Source organism: Paenibacillus ferrarius (genome assembly GCF_002027705.1).
In the GTDB taxonomy this organism is placed as follows: Bacteria; Bacillota; Bacilli; order Paenibacillales; family NBRC-103111; genus Paenibacillus_E; species Paenibacillus_E ferrarius.
Genome location: NZ_MBTG01000036.1, coordinates 20,595 through 43,594 on the forward strand (window position 1 = coordinate 20,595; position 23,000 = coordinate 43,594).

The following is a 23,000-nucleotide window of genomic DNA, read 5'->3' on the forward strand; positions in this document are numbered from 1 at the left end:
GCAATCGTGATTTTTTCTCAAATCAGAATGATTAAAATTGGAGGCGATGGTAATGAAAAAAAGAATAGTTTCCGTCCTCATTATGCTAAGTCTTTTCTTGTCTTTGGTACCCCCGACATTAGCCGCAGATCTATCTTCAGACCTTTCCAGCGACAAGCATAACAGCAATAGCATTGGAAGAGTAAAGGTAAGTACAATTTCATTGCCAAGTTACGTGATCTTACAGGATGCAACTTACACTTACTCTGGTAAAGTATTTATTTCGTATAAGACAGCGGATGACCTCAATACGACCGATTATTTTAACTTCGCTGTTCTCAATGACGATGGGACGGATTTCAAGCTGATCTTCTCTGGTGTCATTCCCTTGAATGCAAGATCAGGCGGTATTCGGTACATGCCATTTCAGGATAACAAACGTGTATTACTAGGAGATTATGTGTTTGAATGCATGCCAAATCTTAACAACTGCAAGAGCAATAAATTAGTTCCGATCACATATCCAACAAGCCTTTCAACAGATCCGCACATCTCCAGTGTATGGTCGGAAATCATTATTGCACCTGACAATAAACATATGGCTTGGACGATCCTCCTCTCCAACTACACGGCTGGCCAAGCGATCGGTGTTCTGTCACGTAAAACAGATAGCTATGTCCTCGAGAATGTCCAGCTGCTTAGCAAGCCAGAACCTTTTGTCAATGATCCAAACAAACCGGGCTTTATTATTCCCCCAACCTCAACACGTGGAGGAGAAGTGAAGCAGTTTATCCAAGGAGGAAACGCCCTCTCCGTCGTTGGGGCTAAAGATTACGTTACCGCGGATTCGGTTATACAGGATCTGACTTCTGATAAAGTTACCCATATTACTCGTACACCCGGATATGATGAGACAACTATTTTTTCCCCGGACGAGCGCCTGGGCATGGTCATGAGTACAAGGTTTTCCAAACAAACAGATCCAGCCATATTCGGAATCCTGCCTAGGCCCGCTTATGCCGGTTCAGGGATTAATGGCATTCTGTATTTTTATTCCGTAGCTGGCGTGCGCACTTTCCGAAGTGGAGACATTGGTCCCGCCCTAATTGACATTGATCGTTCTATGAACGAACCCGGATATCAAGGCATAAACCTTTCAACTGATGAGAATTGGGTGTACCATTCACCGATGTCCTGGCATCCGGATGGAAAAAGTGCCATGTGGATTGAGGGACGCAGAGGCTTAGATGATGATTTGCATAAGCGGCTGCAGAAAGTAAACCTACTTGATTATAAACCACACAAAACAGTCCCTATTAAACCGACAACGGATAATATCCCTTACGCGACCAAAGACTTAACAAAACTAACCTCCAGTTCTAATGGGAATGTGCAAGGGAAGATAGCCGGCAAGAAATCTGGCTACATCGATTATGTCACTACAACAACCCCCAATCTATCGGGAAAATCGGAAGCCCAATACGTCAACTTTAGTGATGACGGTGTAAATTTCTACAATGGCTATGAGAAATATAATTATAATTATCTCAGCGAATCCGTTTATGAAGCGAACCTTCAATTGACTGGCAAGCAACCGGGTGAAATGAATTTGCGGGCTACCTTCTCATCTATCCTTGGAGATACTCCTGCTAGACTGTTGTTTGAGACAGCTGCGGACGGTAAACCTAAGAGCTACGGGTATGCTGCATTTAAAGGTACCACGCTGCACATCGAAGATCTGTTGGAGTAATAGAGGCCACTGAGAAAGTCCCAATCTTATAGACGATGCAGTCTCATAAGGGGAAAAAGCATAGAAGTCGCTCCGAGACTGCCGAAAAGGCAGTCTCAATATGATGTTGCATCTTCCTTAGAATTGGTAGGCCTTTACCTACTTTGCTTCTAGTCACGCCACATAAAGAAAGACCAGCCCAATAGGCCAGTCTTTGATTACACCAGAAGCTTATCGGCCCCTTGCTTCGCTTCCATAATGGACCAGACCGCAGCTCCATTGCCATCGATATCCCAATCTCGTCACAGCCAAAAATGAGTGACAACTCGTTATTTCTCCCAAAGCTCGATCAGTCGACCTTCAGGATCTTCAATCCAAATAAACTTTCCAAATTCACTAGTCTCTTTTTTCTTTGCAAGAGGTACGCCAATATGTTCGAGATGCTTAATCGTCTCGTCTAGATTATGCACTTGGAAATTTAACATCACTTGTTGATCTGCTGGAAAATAACTGTCATTCTCGGTAAAGAAAGAGAAGATAGTCTCATTTCCTAATTGGGGTTTTATCACAGTCCCATTCCAATTTTCTATTTCAATCTGCAACACTTCACTGTACCATTTTTTCACAACTTCAAGATTCTTGGTTCTCCAAAAAATTCCTCCAAAACCTTTTATCATCGTATCTAACTCCTGTCTGTCATCAAATTTTTAGCTACCCGATTATATTAAAAAACTCTAGAAAATACTTGTGGTCCATTAGTTAACTGATTTCAGGATGCAATTAGAGCGTTAACAAAATGATGCGCAATGTGGGTTAAACTAGAAAACCGTCTCTCGTTACCCGAGCGACGGTTATTTGTTTTTCGATCAGCAGATCAAAAAACATATTCGGTTCCAGCCATTGTCCCAACAGGCAAACAGGCAAATCGGTCTCCTTTATACGCCAATTCATCGCAATTGTCTTGCCTGAAGGTCATAAATGAAGTTCTCAGCCAGTTCCCTCGGGACAAGCCCCGCGGGATCGCGTCCGCTCAGAATCCAAAAGAAGCTCGGTCCGATCAGCAAGGAGGTTGCCTGTTCGATCCGAAGTGACCGCACTTCCTTCCCGATCACTTGCTCGATCACGAATCGAGCACTGTCGCCGAGCGGGTCCTTCGCGGAGAGCAGTTCCGCTACAGCAAGGTCGTGCTGCGCTTCGCCGAGGAGGGCTCGGTAGGCAGCTCCGGCCGGTGAATGCGCAAGGAAGCGCACAAGCGCTTCCACGTAGGACGTTAGATCGTCCAATGGATTGCCTGTAATTGTAATCGCAAGTTCCTCGGCCGCATCGGCCGCGCTTGCCTCAAACAAGATCTCCGCTTTGTGTGACCACCACCGATAAACGGTCTGCCGAGACACTCCTGCCCTCTCGGAGATGCTCTTCATTGTCATTGCCGCATAGCCTACTTCGACCAAGAGATCGTCAACCGCATTTAGAATAGCCGTCCTCGCTTGCTCGCTCCGGGGACGACCGCCATGATAAAGTTCTTTGTCCATAGTTCAACTATACATGGAGAAAGTGCTCCTTGTCCACTTCCTAGACAAGTTGTCTCGAAATTGTAACGGCGTCAAGCCGGTAGATTGCGTATTCTTTGGTTGCGGGATATCCCAATCGATGCAGCGGCATCATTTTCTCGGAACCTCATCCGCACGCGATGTCGCGCGACAAGAACACGGGCTACGGCGGAACCGCCATTTAAGCTCGTCCCCGGGGTCCTCACGCCGTTTTGTTCCTACCCCAAAATAATTACTGGACACAATGTATCGTTTCTAGTATATTAAGTTACACGGTGTCTCGTAATTGCAGAGGGCGACCAACATCGCGAACCCAAACCATGCGAGTAACCGCAAAATTGAAGCCGTAGCCAGCAGAAGGGCTACTAAGGAGGAAATACGGATGAATGTATTTGTAACTGGAGCAACAGGTTGGATCGGATCGGCCACCGTAGATGAATTGCTGAGAGCGGGCCACAAGGTCGTCGGATTGGCAAGGTCGGACGCCTCCGCAGCGTCACTCGAGGCGAAAGGCGCGACGGTCCTGCGCGGGGATCTCGATGACCTCGATTCCCTCCGCCGCGGGGCGGCCGAAGCGGAAGCTGTCGTTCACCTGGCGAACAAGCATGACTTTGCAAATCCCGCGGAGTCTGACCGTGCCGAGCGGGCTGCAGTCGAAACCCTTGCCGAGGCGCTGGTCGGTACCAATCGGCCTTTCATGGTTGCGACTGGATTGTCCGGTCTGTTTCAGGGGCGGCCGATACTGGAGACGGACCCGTCGCCTGACGTGAGCCCGAACTCTCACCGGGGCGGCGCTGAGAACCTCGCTCTCGACTACGTCAGTCGCGGAGTACGGACTATCATCATCCGGTTCGCACCGACGGTTCACGGGGTAGGAGACTGGGGCTTTGTCAATTTCCTGGTGAGCGCTGCACGCAAGCATGGCGTGTCCGGGTACATCGATGACGGCTCCCACGCATGGTCCGCGGTGCACCGTTCCGATGCCGCCAAGCTCATCCGGCTTGGACTCGAGAAGGCTCCGGCCGGATCACGCCTGCATGCGGTCGCAGAGGAAACCATCTCCACCCGAGCCATCGCCGAAGCCATCGGACGCGCACTCGATATTCCGGCAGCCTCGATTGCGCAGGAGGACGCTAAAGCACACTTCGGATTTATCGGCAGCTTCTTCAAACTATCCATGACGGGCTCCAGCGAACGCACCCGCGAACTGCTTGGATGGAAACCCGCCGGCCTCACTCTGGTGGATGACATCCTAGGCGGCGCGTACAAGGAAGCCGGACAACAATGAGCGCCCCTCAGACAATATCCACTGTTACCGTGAACCCGTCACGGCAGTCTGGGTTGGTTCTGGCATGTGTGTGCGCGTGCACCATCTTGGTCGTGGGCCTTGTCGCCGCCATCAATCTGGCGGTTCCAATGCTCGCGGTCAGCGGGTTGCACCCGAGCTCTTCGGAATTGCTGTGGATCGTTGACGCGTATGTCGTCGTATTCGCCTGCTTGGTCATCCCAGGCGGCGCGGCCGGCGACAACTTCGGACGCAAGGGCGTGCTGATCGCCGGGCTCATCACATTCGCAGCTGGTGCGGCGATCTCGGCCGCCTCGGCTAACGTGATAATCCTGCTCCTTGGCCGAGCCATAACCGGCGTTGGGGCGGCGCTAGTGCTTCCGAACTGCGTGGGAGTACTGGTTCATGCGACCGCGCCCGAACGGCGCGGCCGAGCCCTTGCCATCTGGGGCGCTATGACCGGCATGGGCGGACTCGTCGGCAACATAGCCGGCGCGGCGCTGCTGACTGCCGGATCGTGGCGGACCCTATTCGGGGCCATCGTGCCAATCGCGCTTCTCTGTGCTCTCTGGACGGTAGTCTCCGTAAAAAGAAGCAGCCCTAGTCCGCGCAGCCTTGACCCGGTCGGCACCGCCTTGCTGGTCGCGGCAACTATTACTCTTCTAATCGGCATCATCGAAGGGCCGGAGCTCAGTTGGGGCAGCGCCATCGTCATCGCCGCGTTCGCAGTCAGTGTCTTGCTCGGTGCCGCCTGGGTCTTCGTCGAGCTGCGTGTTCGTCACCCTTTGCTAGACCCCCGCCTGTTCCTTATTCCACTGCTTAGTACTGCCAGTCTGGGCATGCTCGTGCTGTTCTTCGGCAGCTTCGGCCTGTTCTACCTCAATGCTTCGCTCCTGCAATACGGCCGCGGGTACTCTGTCTTGCAAGCCGGACTCGCGATTGTACCTATGACGGTGCCAATGCTGTTGGGAGCACGATTCGTTCCCGATCTGGTGAGGCGCATCGGCATTCCCTTAACGCTGTCTGCAGCCTTCCTCGCCATTGGCATCGGACTGTTCGGCTTGACCTTCGCCGCACATCAACCGTACCTCGTCTACGCTGCCTGGCTCGTCCTAATCGGGACCGGCTTCGCGCTCGCTCTTCCATGCTTGACAGCCGAACTCACTGCGGCGCTGCCCGCCGAACAGGCCGGCGTAGCAGGTGGACTTCAATCTGCGACACGGGAACTTGGCAGCGCCCTCGGCGTCGCGATCGTCGGCACCGTGCTAACCGAGAGCTTTACCCGGCATCTGCCGGCAACCCTTCAGCACCAGGACCCAATCCCTCGCACGGTTGCTGAGGCAGTCGCTGCAGCCCCCTCACAGCAAGCCGTTATCATCGGTTCCTTCACAACTGGGGCCGAGTCCGCATTGCAGGTAGCGAGCGCCGTCACTCTCATCGCTGGCGTCCTCGTCGTCGCGGCAGCCTTTCAGACCAGCCGCCGCCGCAAGATAAGCTCAACCAATTGATAATTTGCAAAAAAAACCAAAATCCAGTTAGTGCTATGATACATTTCACTCTTGTGTAGTTGAGACAACGGCTGCCGTCGCGTATGCCCAAACACTGCGATATTCGCATACTCCGACTACGCAAAAACGCTACTGACAACAGGATGTCAGTAGCGTTTTAACATTTTTTCTATTCCTTCACTTTATCCGCCACGTCATGAATAAATTGAAGGCGGATTCGGAGATGCCAATCATCCGAAGGCTGGTACTCTCTTCAGTTAAATGAGACCACCAGTTCGAATCGATCTTCCAAATCGAGAAGTTCGATCATTCAGGACAGACGGAAATAGCCATCCATCAAGGAATATCCTGTGCCTGGGGCACCTATAATCCCTCTACCAAGGATCGGCTTTTTTCCGGAATTGCACCTAGACCGACGTAACGGCAATTCCATAAATGATGCACCAAAATAAAGCAAGAGGCTGCCCTCCCAGTAGAACATTCTACTAGAAGGGCAACCCCTATCTTCATTATCTTTTTCATAAAAGCTAAGTTCACTCCGGAATGCCTGTAGCTAAAGGTTTTGCTGGGTCATTAAATAAATTGAAGTTAGCCACTTTACCAGGTGTAGACCGGTTAGAGGCTTCGCCACTTCCGAGAAGGCCATTAGTAGCGTCGCCCCACGTCCAAACATCACCATTGGCCTGCAACGCAATGCTCGTACTTCCTTCTCCACCTGTTATTGCCAGAACATTGGTTAAGTTCGTTGTTATGAGAGTAGGCGTATTCCGGTTATCATTCCCGCCTATGCCTAGACTTCCATTCCAATTGGCGCCCCATGAAAACATTTTGCCTTGATTATCAATGGCGAAAGAATAATAATGCCCAGCCCCAATTTGAGTTATGTTAGATAAACCCGCCACTTCATAAGGCGCTAATTGCTTATTTATTGTACCATTTCCAATTTGCCCCGCATTATTGAAACCCCACGTATAAACGGCGCCAGTTACACTTAAAGCTAAGGAATGTTGATCCCCATTTCTGATATCAATGATGAATGGCAGGCCCTCAACTTTGACTGGTGCCGGTTTATTTGCACCTGTTCCATCGCCAAGCTGCCCATTGTCGTTAGCTCCCCAAGCCCAAACTGTCCCATCAGCCTTTAAGGCAATTCCTGTATCGGACCACTCGCCTCGAACAGCTATGACATGATCCAATCCCTGAACTTGCGCAGGAGTTGCATAAATCGCAAACTTCCATACGGTACCGTCACTTTTTAGAGCAAAGACATTAGTTCCCTCTGCAGAAATAGAAACGACATGATCAATGCCAGTTATTTTTTTGGGACCCGTTGTATCATAGTATCCCCATTTCCAAATATGTCCATCAGCTGTTAGCGTTGCCGTGTATCCTTCACCAGCTTGTACGGCGATGATGTTAACAGGCAAGTTTGGAACTGCAAATATTTGTGTACGAGGTAATTGCGTCCCGTCGCCAATTTGCCCACCATAGTTAGAACCCCATGTATAGACTTGACCATTTGTAGCCAGCGTTGCGATATGTGCTTGGCTTTCAGAAATTCGATTTGCTGGCAAAATGGAAATGGCTTGGACAATATAGCTCACTCCTGCCGAAACACTGGACTGACCTGATGCATCTACGGACTTTACTTTTAGTATGTGCGTACCTACCGTTAACGGATCAATTGCAATTGTTATTGACGTTCCTGCAGCCTTGCCGGATCCGATCACAGACGTGCCATCCGTATCGTAGACGGTAATTTGATTACCAGCTGCTACATTAGCAACCGTGATTACCGGCATATGGTTAGAGAGACTGCCATCCACAGCAAATGTAGGAATGGGAACAATAATGGCTGTACGGAAAGCAGCGGTAGCTGAAGATAGTGCCGTAACGGCCGCATCCACCTCATTTTGTTTTGCAATTGAAGATGTTTGTACAGCAGTTGCTGCTGCAATTGCACTTTGGTAGGCGTCATGAGCTTCTTGCGAAACTTTCCCTATCTCTATCCCAACTGAGTGATTGCTAAGCAACGTAGTTGCTTGAGAGATGGCTGAAATTAAATTTGTTTTGTTAACAGGAGGCACTTCATTGGCCTCGTTGACATCATCAATCATCAGCAATATATCTTCTGCCGTATCAAGGTCACCTGCCCCTGCAGCAAGAATAGCATTTCTATAGAAGGTTACATTAACGGGAATAGCCGTATTCCTTCCAGTTGCTGTATTGAGAACGTGAATCAAATCGATATCTTCCCCATGGTAAGCTTTAATCGTTGCAATGGCCGCTGCTTGGGCCGCTACGTCGACTGCTAGCCGATGGACTTTAACTGAGTAGATGTCACTTCCATCTTCATCTGCATAGATGACGTAAATTTGTACCTCATTAGATCCTACTAGTAACTGCTTAGTATCATCCTCATAGTTTAAATCTATGGATGCATGCTGATTCATCGGTGTAGCTGTTATTGTTGTGCTCGTTACATTAAACGGTACGGTTGCTTCATAATGCTGAATATCCGGTGAAAATGCCGGACTCAATGTGACATCGCTTAAATGTAAGGCGAGTAATCGACCATCCGTATCCGCCGTATCCTTCAATACAATTGCCTCAAACTCTTTCGTTTGGGGTGTCCCTGCATCTTTCGTGATTGTCGCTGTCAAATGAGCGGTACCATTGCCATCTGCAAAAGCAGGACGTGTAACCACACCTGTATTCGCAACGATTGCCGTGTTATCTGAACTCCAGGCAATGGTAGTACCATTTGATCCCGTTGTACTTAAGTTCAAGTTTGCCATTACTGCAGTTAATGCTGTGTTAGTGTTGCGAATTGTATCTGCTGTAAGCAAAGCCTTTGCCGCTGTTATAGATTCATTAGCCGTTTCTTGTGGCGGGTTACTTGGTGTTGGCGTTGGTGCTGGCGTTGATGTTGGTGCCGGTGTTGACGTTGGTGCTGGTGTTGGCGCTGGTGTTGATGTTGGTGCCGGTGTTGACGTTGGTGCTGGTGTTGGATCTGACCTTGAATCTGATGATGAATCTGACGTTGGTGCTGACGTCGGCGCCGGTGTAGGCGTAGTTGGGGTCGTTGTTTTGGTCGGAGGTGTCTCGAATGTAGAACCACCTATATTCATAGTTGCCAACACAATCGTACCTTTACCTAGCATTTTTATGATAGCATCTAGGACAAGATCATTAATTTTAGCTCCCTCGCTAAGGTTAAGTACCATTCCTGTTGTTGTCGATGCTACATTCATTTTCTGAATTGTGCCTTCGGGCATATCTATTTGTAATTGCTGTGAGCTCACGTTTACCGTATTGAAGGAGCCTGCCAATGTAACTTTTGAACCAGCTGGAAGTGAACTAATATTGACATTACCAAAACCATTCCCAGTTGAATTGGTTTCTTTTAGAATAGCCGAAGATTTTACACTTACTAAAGCAACCGTCGTGGTTCCTTCAGAAACGATACGTACTGTACCAGTCCCTGACTTCTTGTCAATAATAATGTCGACGAGTACCGAGTTATTAAAATGAATACTGTTCTCGCCACCACCTTGTACGATAACTTTACCAGTGACTTTAACATTCTCTAGGAACGCATCGCCATTGCCAATGCCCTCAGCCAATAAGAGATCACCCTTAATGACCATATTCCGAAGCGTGACACCTGCTGCATTCACAGTTACATTCTTATTCATTGTCTCAACGCCAGTTTCCGGACCGTACGTACCTGCTGCTTGATAGGCCACGGTTTGTGCGGCTTGAGCGCGATCTAAGGTAACTACCGCTTCCGCACGTGTAATAGGGGCCGATGGTTTAAAGCTATGATCGGCATCATAACCATTCATAATTTGTGAAGCCACCACTTCATCGATGGCGTCTTTGCTCCAAGCTGCCATTTGGCTGGCATCTATGAAAGCTGCAGCCGTAGTGCCAGTTGCCGCGTTTAATGTCAATAATCGGCTTACGATTACCGCAACCTCTTGACGACTAATCGGTTTATTGATACCAATCGTTCCGTCTGCATAGCCAGTGATATAGCCGGCTTTAACAGCTTTGGCTACTTCGGCATGCGCCCAATTATCTGACGGCACATCGCCGAATGCGATATCTGACGCTTCTGTAAATCCAAACGAACGATTGATCAAAGCAATGAATTCTGCTCTTGTAATTTGGCTATCCGGCTTAAAGCTGCCATCGTCGTACCCTTTAATGAACCCTTTATCGATCCATGCCGAAATTTTACTAGCTGCCCAATGCCCTTGAATATCCGATGTCCCGGCTGTAGTAGCACCAAATGCGACACCAAACGACGAAAATAATAGGCATGCCATGACGATTATGGATAGCAGCTTTTTGACTAATGTATTCCTCACAAAATTTCCCCCTATGATTAACCTAGACTGTATCTCTTATTTTTCGGCAAAAAATTCCCCCATTCGGGGGAACCACCAATTAATTACCTCTGATTTAGACATGAAATTTAGAAAGTTATACGGTTTGCTTCACTTGCTTTTTTGCGCCAACACGTTCATCAGCACCGTTACAGCCTCTGCTCTTGTTGCATGGTCCTCAGGGGCAAAATGGTTATCGCTTTTCCCTTGCACGATGCCTGCTTGTTTGACGTAAGAAACGCTGGCTTTGGCCCAAGCTGGTATGTCCTTGTCATCTGCGAAGTCAGTTGAAGCATTGGCTGCAGTTGACTGACCCAAAGCACCGCCAATCATCACTGCCATCTCTGCACGTGTAATGACTGCATCAGGACGGAATGTACCATCCTCATAACCTTTAATCATACCTGCTTGCACCGCTTGCTCGACTGCTGTCTGCGCCCAGCTTCCAATCTTTGCTTTATCTGTGAATGTTAGTGCCGCTCCTGCTCCTTGCGGCTTCAACGTGTTCATTAGCATCACCGTAAATTCCGCACGTGTCACTGTCTTCCCAGGCTTGAACGTTCCGTCTGGATAACCGCCGACGATTCCTCTGCTTACCGCTTGCTTAATGATCGCCTCTGCCCAGTGCCCAGAGATATCGCTAAAGTTAATCGTTGGCTTTGTGTCAGGTGTTGGCACAGTTGCCGCTTGACCTACAGCGAATACTGCATACTTTGTAAAGTGGTCTACCTGTACGGTGATATAATTTTCGTTAATCTTGCCGCCGGAAACTTCCACCCATTCCTTCTTCGCTTCGTCAAAATAGTATACAGCTGCTGTTTGGTTGCCACTCAATTTGGTTTTGTCGAATACAAAAGTCAGCGTAACCGGTTTACTGAAGTTCTCCGAGAAGTTTTTTAGAATCTCAAAGATCGGGCTTGCTAGAACATGTTTATCCGTTATCAGGTTTTGAGTGTTCACCAATTTCTCTATCGTTATTTTTAGTTCTTTAGCTGTCGCACCTGTGGGAATAGATACCGTCACTTCTTTTTGCAAACTGACCTCGCCTGATCTACCTACAGGAAGCGTTAATGTACCATCTGTGGAGATAATTGGTGACATTGATCCTGTCGAACCGCCGCCGCCACCGCCACTGCTAGGTGGCTCACTTGGTGCTATCGGCGTTGCGCTCACTTGGTTCGAAGCCGCACTGTCTCCTCCGGCATTGATCGCCTTCACGACAAAATAATAGGTCGTGCCGTTGGCCAGGCCGGTCACCGTACTTCTATAGACCGAGTCTGTCACATTATAGCTATACACCGAGCCGCTCACTGTGGTCACTTCGGTTCCATACGTTGCGGAATTTACACTTTGGTAGACTCTGTACCCTGTCGAACCATTGACCGGATTCCACGTAAGTGCTACCTGCGCATTGCCTGCTACAGGTGTTGCTAACAACGGAACACCTGGTATTGGAAGTTGTGGCGTTACGCTCACTTCGCTGGAAGCCGCGCTATTCCCGTCTATATTCGTTGCAATTACCGTAAAGGAATAGGTGGTTCCATTCGTAAGTCCTGTAACTGTAATCGGACTCGTTGTCCCAGTCCCTGTCTTTCCACCCGGATTTGCAGTTACTGTGTAACTGGTAATCGCGCTTCCCCCGTTATACGCAGGTGCCGTAAAGCTGATGGCAGCTTGTTGGTCACCTGCCATTGCCATTACGCCTGTAGGAGCATTCGGCACAACCGTCGTTACCAGCTTCTGTATGCGGTGGTTATTCGTATCCGCCACATACAGATTACCGTTGCTGTCTACCGCCACTCCAGTTGGAGAAGCAAACTGGCCTAAGTCACTTCCATATTGGCCTCCTCCCCACTGGCTCCAACCCCCTGTGGATGCCGTCAGCTTCTGTATGCGATCGTTATCGCTATCCGACACATACACATTCCCACTGCTGTCTACCGCCACTCCAGTTGGATAAATAAACTGGCCTAAGTCATTTCCATCTTTGCCGCCCAACTGGCTCCAATGCCCTGTGGATGCCGGCAGCTTTTGTATGCGGTTGTTATCGTTATCCGACACATACACATTTCCGCTGCTGTCTACCGCCACTCCAGTTGGAGAAGAAAACTGGCCTAAGTCATTTCCATATTGGCCGCCCAACTGGCTCCAATGCCCTGTGGATGCTGTCAGTTTTTGTATGCGATGGTTATACGTATCGGCTACATACACATTTCCGCTGCTGTCTACCGCCACTCCACTTGGAGCGGTAAACTGGCCTAAGTCACTACTATTTTCGCCGTCCAACTGGCTCCAACCCTCTGTGGATGCTGTCAGCTTTTGTATACGGTTGTTATTCGTATCCGCTACATACACATTTCCGCTGCTGTCTACCGCCACTCCAGTTGGAGAAGAAAACTCGCCTAGACCACTTCCATCTTGGCCTCCCCACTGGCTCCAAGCCCCTGTCGATACCGTCAGCTTTTGAATCCGGTGGTTATTCGTATCCGCTACATACACATTTCCGCTGCTGTCTACCGCCACTCCACGTGGACTATGAAACTCCTTCGGAGCAGTACCTGCACCCATTCCCATGGTGGCCCACTGCTTCCAGCCCCCTGTGGCTGCTGTCAGCTTCTGTATGCGATTGTTATTAAAATCCGACACATACACATTTCCGCCGCTGTCTACCGCGACTCCAGTTGGATAAGCAAACTGGCCTAACTCACTTCCATTTTCGCCGCCCAACTGACTCCAAGTGGCTGCCGTCAGCTTTTGTATGCGGTTGTTATCTCTATCCGCTACATACACATTTCCGCTGCTGTCTACCGCCACTCCAGTTGGAGAAGAAAACTCGCCTAACTCATCTCCATCTCCATTTTGACCGCCCCACTGGCTCCAAGTGGTTGCCGTCAGCTTCTGTATCCGGTGATTATCCGTATCCGCCACATACACATTTCCGCTGCTGTCTACTGCCACTCCACGTGGATAAGCAAACTGGCCTAAGTCACTTCCAGTTTTAAAAGTTTCGCTGCCCCACTGGCTCCAAAGCCCTGTATCTACGCTTAGCTTCTGTATGCGGTTGTTATATGTATCCGCCACATACACATTTCCGCTTTTGTCTACCGCCACTCCATTTGGATAAGCAAACTGGCCTAAGCCACTTCCGTATTGGCTGCCCCACTGGCTCCAAACCCCTGTATCTACGCTTAGCTTCTGTATGCGGTGGTTATTCGTATCCGCTACATACACATTTCCGCTGCTGTCTACTGCCACTCCACGTGGATTAGCGAACTGGCCTACGTCACTTCCATGTTGGCCGCCCCACTGGCTCCAAACCCCTGTGGATGCCGTCAGCTTCTGTATGCGGTTGTTATTCGTATCCGCCACATACACATTTCCGCTATTGTCTACCGCCACACCGCCAGGATTAATAAATCCTCCTAATTCTCCACTTGAAACCGGTACTGGCTTCCCATATTGACTCCATTGTTCTGTTGCTTGTACCGGGTTTGCAAACAACCATGCACCTATTAATATGAACAGTGCAAAGCTCAGCATGTACCATTTGGTTTTTTCCCGTTTTATTTTACTTTGATTCGTGTTGGTCATCAGGTTTCTTTCCCCTCCATATCTACTGAACTTGATGAAAGTTAGCAGTAAAAGTCAAACTTCTGTTGCTTTATGTCACATTATGTCGCTCCTTTCCTAACTTTAAGACTATTTCGGCAAAAAAAAAATCCCCCGAAACAGGGGGGAGAAGAAGACAGAAAAAGGGGTAGAACACAGAACGAAGGGTGAATATCAGGGATTCCCTTCATGCCAGTGTCATTATTTCTTTGGCACGCTCCAACGCTTGCGCTCGATTGTTGACACCGAGCTTTCTGTATATGTTTTTAATATGCGACTTTACCGTTTCCCCCGAGATATTCAGACGATTGGCGATTTCCTTGTTTGATTTACCCTGAGTGATCAGTAGGAATATCCTGGCTTCCCGCTCGGTTAATATCTCGCTAAGAGAGAGTTCCTCTTTCGAAGTGACATGCATAGCCTGAAGCAGTTGCCCTACGTACGCTAATGAAACAGAGGGGGAACTCTTTATGCGAGCACCTAGCTGCACCTTCATATATGCGGATAACAACTCTGTCATCACAGCGCCTTCGTCCATAAAGCTGCGAATGTACCCCTCTGGTTCTGCTAAGAGCAAGGCTGTCTCCAATTGAACGAGTGCATCCTCTTTCTGAGCTAAACTATAAAGCGCTACACTTTGCATAATCAACACCTTGATTCGATCCCGAAGACGATCTTCCCTAGCTAACAAACGCTCCAACCGTTCTAACAGATACAGCGCTTCATCCATCCGTTCACATACTGCAAGCACTCTAGCCAACGCCAAATGCTCTGCCATACGATTCAGCGAAACCTCGTCCGTATGCGCCAGACCACACCTTTGCAACCAATCAAGCGCATCTTGACGTGAGCCTTTCTTCACAGATAGACAAGCTTGTTCCGCTTCGATTTTCAACTTAAATAATTCAACATCTGGCGAGTTAATCTGCGACTTCAACTGTTCCAACAGCTCGGATGCCCGGTCTAGATTGCCTTTGGCTTGCTGAATCCGAGAGGCGCTAATGGCATTTTGCATCAAAATCCGTGCAAAAGGCCGTATGTCCTCTCGTCCAAGCGCCTGATTAACATAAAACTCTGCCTCATCCAACCGATTCCACTCGTACAGCAATTTGCTATAAGAGGCATACAAGAATCCGATGAACGGATATTCTCGCTTGTCTTTCCAGATTGTAATCCACTTCAACAGGAAGACATCCGCTGCATGTAGATCGTTAATAAGCGCCAACTGATCATCGAAGGAATCATGGCCTTGATACCGGTTACGCCCCACCGTCTGAAAAAAGCTACCTTCCGGCATATATCGTTCTACCCATTCGAAATAGTCTGACGTTCGTTCCAAATCCTTCTGAAGATACGAGGCAACCGCCATAAAAAAGTAAATATTGCCCATGGCCTGCTTCCACTCTGCATCGGTCCAGTTCCCCTCCTGCGCTTGAAAGCGGCTTACGGCTTGCTCCACTCTACTGAAAGCGGCCTTCCATTCCCCTACTCCCAGCAATACGGATATATAAAACAGTTCGATCATCGGCTTCTCCACAAAGGAGTCTTCTGGCAATACAGATACCCATCGGATCAGCAGCACACTTTTGGATTGCACGAACGTAGGCAGCTTCTTCTCAATCAACCGAACAGCATCCTCGGTCTGTTTTCCCTCTACATAATGGTCCACCGCTTCTTCGTCAAAACCATGATTCTCCAGCCATTTCGCCGCACGAATATGCGCTTGCATCCATTTGTCCGGATCGGTTCTAAGCAGCATTTGTTGCAAAAAATCGGAAAGCAACTGATGATACCGATACCAATTCCTGTAATCGTCCAGAGGGATGATAAACAAGTTCAGCTTCTCTAATCTCTCCAAAAGCTCTTGACTGTTCACTTGACCCGTTACAGCCTGGCACAAGGAACCATTCATCCGACTTAATATTGAAGTTTCCAATAAAAAAGCGCGCATAGACTCCGATTGATGAAGGAACACTTCTTCCAGCAAATAATCAGCTATATGATGCTGGTGACCGCTGAATTGTTGAAGCGTCTCGCCTATATTCATGCTGCGCTTCAGAGAGAGCGCAGCAAGCTGCAAGCCGCTGATCCACCCCTCGGTCTGATGGAACAGCACCGTCACTTGCTCTTTGGTTAGTAACAAATCGGTCGTGTCACTGAAAAAGGCATGCCCCTCATCCAGTTGAAACCGCAAATCCTGCATCATGATTTGATTTAGCTCACCTTTTGCCAGAAGCCGAGTCGTAGGTATCGCCATTTCACTGCGACTTGCAATAAACATATGAATATGGGGAGGCAAATGCTCAAGTAGATAGATCATGGAATGTTGAATATCCGAATCATCAATGACATGATAATCGTCAAGAATGATGACCAACTCACCGTTTAATCGATTAAGCTCATTTAGTAATGCCGTAATTGCAAGCTTCAATGATAGCAAAGGCCCTTTTTCAAGAAGAGGTTCTACCGTTTGACCAAAGCCTGAGACTCTTTCCTTAATGGAAGTTGTGACGCAGCTCCAGAACTGGCTCCAGTCATTGTCCTGCTTATCCAGCGAAACCCACGCTACAAGCGCGCCGCATTGCTTCACCCATTCACTTAACACGGTTGTTTTCCCGTAACCAGCTTGCGCGGAAACAAGCGTCAGCTTGGCGTGCAGCCCCTCATTCAACTTGCGCATCAGCCTCGGCCTAGACACCAAGACCTTGCGCACATGGGGGATATGAAGTTTCGTACTTACAATCAATAGAATCCCTCCGGGCGATATTGAACTTTACGTCAATCTATTAATCATAGTATATCAGACAAGACAAGTTCGCGCCCTAAATTTGGCAAACCAAATTACACATAGCAAACCCCGTCGGTGCAGCTATCATCACCTTTTGATTCGCCCTTCAACTCCAGTTTTTGAAATTTCTTTTCTTCATCCCAGATCGAGTTCAGAGTATTTAAAAAATCCTCCTCAGACTGAGCACCTGAAATTAAGAATTTGTTATTAAACACGTAGGTAGGTACACTTGAAATATTCAACTTTCTTGCCTCAGCGATGTCATCTTTGACCGAATCTTTATACGCATCAGATTCAAGCATTTCTGCTACGTCCTGTTCGTTAAGCCCCGCCTCGCTGCCCAAGGAAACAAGTACGTTGTGGTCGGCGATATTCATGCGTTGCGAAAGGTAAGCGCGAATAAGACGTTCTGTTAACTCAGCTCCCTTTCCCGCTTTGGCTGCAAAATGAACCAAACGATGACCATCAAACGTATTAGCAATCGTTACTTGATCATAATTGACATCGAGTCCAGCTTCTTTTTTTATCATATGAGCTACTTGTGCTTGCTTGGCCTTCAATTGCTCGACAGTCATGCCCTTTTCTCGGGCAAGCTGCTCAGTACTAAGCGATCTGTTTTGTGCATTTGGATCAAGTTGGAAACTGCGATACACAACTTCTACTTTATCCCTCATCGTAAACATGCCAAGTGCATTCTCAAGTTTTCTTTTACCTATCACACAAAAGGGACATCCAAAATCCGACCAAACATCTATTCTCATCGTCAATTCCCCTAATCTTTCATGATCTTTCAATTCTTGATTCAGATTCAAAGCTCTCTCGTATACATATTGTGATCCTGCAATCGAATCAGTACTTTGCCAAAACGTCCGCCTTCCTGGATGACGACTTTGCCGGACGGATAGGCTTGCTCCAGATAGTCAGCAACGATGCTCCGATTCCGCTCATCTACAGGCAGACGGTGATGGCCAAGCCAGGTCATCGCTTCCTGCAGCGCCGCTTCTCTGGAGACTTCCGTCGTTTTCACTTCCCTCGTGATAAGCGATTCGTATGCATAACCTTTAAGATACAGCAGGTGCAGCAAATATCCCATTTCCATATGTTTCGTATGGTAAGGCTGACCGGTGATGAGCGGCCAAATTTCATTCACCAGGCTGTGCTCCGCAGGACTTACCGGCAAACTGATATAACAGAATTTCCGAGCGCACTGGAGCACCTTCTCCACGCTTTCCCAATTGTGAATGACCGGGCACATCGAGACAAAGACGAGATCGAAGGCTTGGTTCCAGCCCTTGGCCACTACGTCAATTTCTTCAAACGGTTCGGGTACAATCTTCACCTGGTCTTCGGCGAACTTCGAGATGTTTACTTCCAACAATTCGACCTGTGGAGGGGAGGTTTCTATGGCGGTTACATGGGCGCCTCGCTCAGCAAACGGCACCGAGAATACGCCGGATGCGGCGCCAATATCCAGAACGGAGGCGTTTTCGAATTGAACTCCTTGTCCTTCAAGCCAGTTCATGATTCGTTTGGTTCGTTTTCTTCCCTCTTCGCTAAATGATTGTTCGTTGAAGGTCTTGGCCTTATGGTCAAAAGATCTGCTGGGATCAATTCCATTCTTTTTCATCCTGTTGATGTTCAAATCAGACTCGTCTTTCCATGCTTGTTCCCATACAGCTGCATTAAAAAAATCGTTCATGAGCATTCCCCACTCTTTCCTTATAGTTGATAGATTTCCCTCAACGAACGGGCCTCATCCTGCCGCCTGTCCCTGCTCCGGCGATTTCCCTTTACGGAGAAAGAGACCGAGTACGAGGGCAACGAGCGCGATGATGACGCCGAACCAGAACGCGTTGTTGATACCGGCTGAGAGTCCTTTGACGATCTCCGCCGGAGCCTGCGGATCGCTTGCTCCGCTCAAGTACTGCTTCTGTCCGCCCGACATAATACTGATGTACAGGGCAGTACCGATTGCGCCGGACACCTGCTGCAGCGTATTCAAGATCGCTGTCCCGTGCGGGTGCAGATGGCTTGGCAGTTGGTTCAGCCCCGCTGTCTGCGCGGGCATCATGACTAGCGCGATGCCAATCATCAGCGCGATGTGAACGGCGACGAGGAAGCCAGTGCTCGTCGCTTCGTCGAATCGGGTGAATTGCCACAACGAGACGACGGCAATGGCCAGTCCTGGGATGACCAGAACGCGAGGCCCAAACTTGTCAAACAGCTTGCCAGAGACAGGAGCCATGAACCCGTTCACAATCCCGCCAGGAAGGAGGATCAAACCAGACTTGAATGCTGTTGCCATGAGCACCCCTTGCATAAACATCGGAAGCATAATCGCCGATGAGAAAAAAGTCATCATAAGCACAAACATCAGCACCGCAACGAGCGCAAATGTCGGATACCGAAATGCACGTAAATCCATGACAGGCTGCTTTAACAACAGCTGCCTCCAGATGAACAGCAGCAAGGAAACACCGCCTGCGGTGATCGTCCAGATGACTTCCGGTTCCGACCAACCGTGTTCGCCAGCCCTGCTGAACCCATAGACGATTCCGCCGAAGCCGATCGTCGACAACACGATGGATAAGAGATCCACTCGCGGTTTGGTGACTTCTGACACATTCTTCAGGACAGCGGCTCCTATAATAATGGAGAGCAGCGCAAACGGTATCACAAGGTAAAACAGCCAGCGCCATGAAAGCCCGTCAACGATTAAACCCGATATCGTCGGGCCAATCGCCGGCGCGAACATGACGACGAGCCCTAACATCCCCATCGCGCCTCCCCGCTTTTCCGGCGGATAAATGGTCATGATCACGTTCATTACAAGCGGCAGCAGCATGCCGGTTCCTATCGCTTGAATAATCCGCCCAACCAGCAGCACGCCGAATTCCGGCGACACCGCCGAGGTGACCGTACCGACGAAGAACAGACTCATCGCCGTCAGAAATATTTGCCGGGTCGTGAACCATTGCTGCAGGATTGCCGTCACTGGAACAAGCACGCCAACGACGAGCATGTAGGCAGTGGAGAGCCACTGGCCCGTTGCCGCAGACACCCCAAACGATTTCATCAATTCGGGAAGGGCATTGCCCATTAGCGTCTCGTTCAAAGCGGCGACGAACATGCCGATAATCAGAGCAAACATAATCGGACCGCGCTTAATCGGATTTAAATCGTTCACCTATTTTCCCCCCAAGCCTCTATATTCAGTTCATTATTGATGACGGCAGCGGCCAATGCGCCCATCGAAGCCGCAGCTATCGCCTGATGCATTCGCGTTGCTGCATCTCCGGCACTATATACGCCCGGAATGTTCGTTTTTCCGAATTCATCGACGACGATCGCCCCCATATCCGTCATCTCGCATCCTATCGTTTGCGGCAAATCCGATCCTGTAATCAGATTCGGTTTGAAAAAGATCCCTGTGCATGGAACGATCGTCTCGTCTTCAAGAACAACTTGCCGAACGATCCCATCACTGGAGTCGATCTGCCGGATCGGCGAGTCGAACAGAGGCACATGATTCCGCTGGAGCTCCTCACGCTGAGCATCTGTCAGTTCGTCGGGGCCATTCGTGCAGACGGTAAAACGGTTCGTCCACCCGGATATGAGCGGAGCGAAATGCATAAGCTCAGCCCCTTTCGTAATGATGACAAGCGGCTGATCCCTTAACTCCCAGCCGTCGCAATACGGGCAGACGAAAGCGCTTTTCCCGTATACTTCCGCCAGTCCCGGAATGCCCAGCGGCTGATCCTTCATGCCGACGGCAAACAATATTTTTTGGCTTGCAAAAGTTTGTCCTTGCTCCGTCTCAATCTGAAACTGGCCATTGGTTCCAGTGATCGACACCACCGTATCCGCCACAAATGATACGGCGGGATAGGCGCTAATCTCTTCCTTCGCCATTCGCCGAAACTCGCTCGGACTGATCCCATCGCGGGTAAGAAATCCGTGGACTGCGTGAGTCACAGCGTTGCGGGGACGGCCTGCATCGATCACCGCCACCTTTTTCCTTGCTCTCCCAAGCACCAGGGCGGCGTTCAGCCCAGCCGGCCCGCCTCCAATAATTGTTACATCGAAAAATTGATTTTCCATTTCAATATACACCTCCGAAGATCTATGATATCCATAATTAAGGCGCAAGAAGTGTATCACTTCTTGTTTGCCTCGTGGTTGCAACGCTTGAAAGCCTCATCCAGTAACGACTGAATCGTGTGTTCACGCAAGTATTGATGCAGCTGCTGTTCCGCGCCCTCCATCACCTTCTCGACCAAACATTCATTCTTTCCTGAACGCTCCTGATCCTGATTCTGATCCCGCTCCCGCAGGGCAGTCCCTTCTTCCGCTAACAACTGATGCTGCTGCGACTTCATATTGGAACATTCGAACAACTTCTGTCTTCCTTCAATCACTTGAATCACATCAAGAAACGTAATCTGTTCAGCTGCTTTGGCAAGCTCATAGCCGCCGTTCACCCCTGGCACAGCACGCACGATTCCATCCTGCCTCAACTTGGACATGATTTTGGATAAATAACTCTCGGAAACACCTAGTTTCCCAGATAATTCCTTGATCCCGACATTGTTGCAACGCTCCGAATGTCCCAGATAGACTAAGGCGTGTAGGGCATAATCTGTACTTTTGGAGTACTGCAAGTTTGCCACCTCCCTTCTCAAAATTATCATTAATGTAGACCTGTAGTGTCCATAATAAACGATCCAACTTCAAATTGCAATAACTAAACTAATTTATAACAACAAAACAACGGCGATCTAGGACTTGAAAAATAAGTCTTAGATTACCGCTGCTTTTCTTAGACGCCTTTAAAGTGATTGCTGTTCCCCGACTAATGCCTCCACTCCTACGTTGGGCTTACAATCAAAGTAACCCTAGAGCTTTCAGTAAGGCGTGTTCACTTGATTTAGCGCCTTCTTGAGAAAAATGCGCATTCGGAAACATGGGAGACAAATGATGATATCCAGGGTATACATGTAATTCAACTAAGACACCATCAAAGACCAGTTGTTTTGCAAATAATAAAGCTTCATCTATGAACAGATCAATGCTGCCAATACTGATATACGTGGGTGGCAAACCAGCCAGTGATTTTGCCCGAGCAGGCACGTAATACTCACTTTCCTGCTCCTGACCAGGCTCGTGTCCTAATGCAGATTTCCAGCCGAAATAATTACTTCGTAATGTCCAAACAAATTCACCGGCATATGGATGTTCTGGCGTAATACTCGTACGGTCATCGAGCATTGGGCTGCGCAGCCGCAGATGATGGATATCGAATTCCTTCTGATCACGAACGTATAGGGCTAGACCCGCTGCTAAACCACTGCCAGCGCTGCTGCCCGCAATAGCAACTTTCTGTGTATCTATCGCTAATTCCTCGGCATGTTCAATGCACCATTTCAGGCCCGAATAACAATCCTGCAGCTGACTTGGCTGAATATGTTCTGGCGCTAGACGATAATACACAGATACGCAACAAAAACCATGTTGTACAGCCAATGACGCATTGCCTGAACGATCACCGACTGGGCTGCCCATAACCATTCCGCCACCATGAATCGAATAATACAGCGGCATCTTAGTATACTTAGGTTGGCGAGGCTTAATAATTTCTATGCGAATATCTGGACCGCCAAAATAACTCGGAACCGTCTTTTCTTCGAATGTGACAGGGAATATCTGTGTTACATCAATTTGTGGCATCATTTTTGATAGATTAGTACGTGATTCTATTAGCGTAGTTTCCGAAAGATCGCTTGTTGGTATCAAATCAATTGCACTAATAATCTCCGAATCAATCAGATGCCTGCTTCTGCTTTTTTGCTCGCTCATACTTATAGTCTCCTCGTTTTCTTTCTCCATACAAATATTCATAATTAATTATGATGTATTGCTCTTCGTTTTATTCAAAAATTCGGACCCTGTTGAATTGTTCGGAATGAGCATGTATCCGGTAGCTAACCATTGTGCACATCCCCATATCTACTCTTAGTTTAAATAATGCGAACAGTTATTCATATGCCAACAATGAATAAGACTCGTTGTTGACATATTGGATCGGCGAGTATCTTTGCATCTGACGAGCGTTGCCTTCGCGGAGCATCAGTCCGCCATCATTGACACCGACGGCATGA

The 23,000-nt window shown here is 48.7% G+C and carries 14 protein-coding genes; 3 read left to right on the top strand and 11 right to left on the bottom strand.

Annotation, left to right across the window (positions count from 1 at the left end; genetic code table 11):
* The first annotated feature begins 52 nt into the window (after window positions 1-52).
* Window positions 53-1,729 carry a hypothetical protein gene (locus tag BC351_RS30410; RefSeq protein ID WP_079418124.1) on the top strand — a complete coding sequence of 559 codons (1,677 nt, stop codon included), beginning with the start codon at window positions 53-55 and terminating at the stop codon, window positions 1,727-1,729.
* A gap of 308 nt (window positions 1,730-2,037) precedes the next feature.
* On the opposite strand, the gene BC351_RS30415 is transcribed toward BC351_RS30410, so the two are convergent.
* Both BC351_RS30415 and BC351_RS30420 read right to left on the bottom strand, forming a co-directional pair.
* Window positions 2,038-2,385 carry a VOC family protein gene (locus tag BC351_RS30415; RefSeq protein ID WP_079418126.1) on the bottom strand — a complete coding sequence of 116 codons (348 nt, stop codon included), beginning with the start codon at window positions 2,383-2,385 and terminating at the stop codon, window positions 2,038-2,040.
* Between the two features lie 270 nt (window positions 2,386-2,655).
* A complete protein-coding gene (locus tag BC351_RS30420; RefSeq protein WP_079418128.1) occupies window positions 2,656-3,240 on the bottom strand; it encodes a TetR/AcrR family transcriptional regulator in 585 nt (194 codons plus the stop codon).
* A 400-nt stretch (window positions 3,241-3,640) separates the two neighbouring features.
* Between BC351_RS30420 and BC351_RS30425 the strand changes: the two genes are divergently transcribed.
* Both BC351_RS30425 and BC351_RS30430 read left to right on the top strand, forming a co-directional pair.
* On the top strand, window positions 3,641-4,546 hold the full coding sequence (locus BC351_RS30425) for an SDR family oxidoreductase (RefSeq protein WP_079418130.1): 906 nt from the start codon (window positions 3,641-3,643) through the stop codon (window positions 4,544-4,546).
* Complete coding sequence (locus BC351_RS30430; protein WP_079418132.1) at window positions 4,543-6,051, top strand: MFS transporter; 1,509 nt, start codon at window positions 4,543-4,545, stop codon at window positions 6,049-6,051. Before BC351_RS30425 ends, BC351_RS30430 begins: the two co-directional genes overlap by 4 nt.
* Before the next feature lie 533 nt (window positions 6,052-6,584).
* Here the strand turns inward: BC351_RS30430 and BC351_RS42490 are convergent.
* The 9 genes from BC351_RS42490 to BC351_RS30490 all read right to left on the bottom strand — a co-directional run bounded on the left by BC351_RS42490 (window position 6,585) and on the right by BC351_RS30490 (window position 22,698).
* Window positions 6,585-10,427: an RCC1 domain-containing protein gene (locus BC351_RS42490; protein ID WP_158082278.1), complete on the bottom strand. Its 3,843-nt coding sequence runs from the start codon at window positions 10,425-10,427 to the stop codon at window positions 6,585-6,587.
* A gap of 129 nt (window positions 10,428-10,556) precedes the next feature.
* Window positions 10,557-14,036: an S-layer homology domain-containing protein gene (locus BC351_RS30455; RefSeq protein WP_079418136.1), complete on the bottom strand. Its 3,480-nt coding sequence runs from the start codon at window positions 14,034-14,036 to the stop codon at window positions 10,557-10,559.
* 205 nt (window positions 14,037-14,241) lie between these two features.
* The gene (locus BC351_RS30460; RefSeq protein WP_079418138.1) at window positions 14,242-16,800 is read right to left on the bottom strand and encodes a winged helix-turn-helix domain-containing protein; all 2,559 of its coding nucleotides are present in this window, start codon (window positions 16,798-16,800) and stop codon (window positions 14,242-14,244) included.
* Window positions 16,801-16,895: 95 nt separating this feature from the next.
* Window positions 16,896-17,603, bottom strand: coding sequence for a DsbA family oxidoreductase (locus tag BC351_RS30465; RefSeq protein ID WP_144028575.1), 708 nt, complete (start codon window positions 17,601-17,603; stop codon window positions 16,896-16,898).
* Window positions 17,604-17,650: 47 nt separating this feature from the next.
* Window positions 17,651-18,541: a class I SAM-dependent methyltransferase gene (locus BC351_RS30470; protein WP_079418190.1), complete on the bottom strand. Its 891-nt coding sequence runs from the start codon at window positions 18,539-18,541 to the stop codon at window positions 17,651-17,653.
* A gap of 54 nt (window positions 18,542-18,595) precedes the next feature.
* A complete protein-coding gene (locus BC351_RS30475) occupies window positions 18,596-19,993 on the bottom strand; it encodes an MDR family MFS transporter (protein ID WP_079418192.1) in 1,398 nt (465 codons plus the stop codon).
* Between the two features lie 32 nt (window positions 19,994-20,025).
* On the bottom strand, window positions 20,026-20,943 hold the full coding sequence (locus tag BC351_RS30480; RefSeq protein WP_079418142.1) for an NAD(P)/FAD-dependent oxidoreductase: 918 nt from the start codon (window positions 20,941-20,943) through the stop codon (window positions 20,026-20,028).
* 56 nt (window positions 20,944-20,999) lie between these two features.
* Entirely contained in the window at window positions 21,000-21,503 is a 504-nt protein-coding gene (locus BC351_RS30485) for an RrF2 family transcriptional regulator (RefSeq protein ID WP_079418144.1), read from the bottom strand.
* Window positions 21,504-21,726: 223 nt separating this feature from the next.
* Complete coding sequence (locus BC351_RS30490) at window positions 21,727-22,698, bottom strand: alpha/beta hydrolase (RefSeq protein ID WP_079418146.1); 972 nt, start codon at window positions 22,696-22,698, stop codon at window positions 21,727-21,729.
* Window positions 22,699-23,000 lie beyond the last annotated feature (302 nt).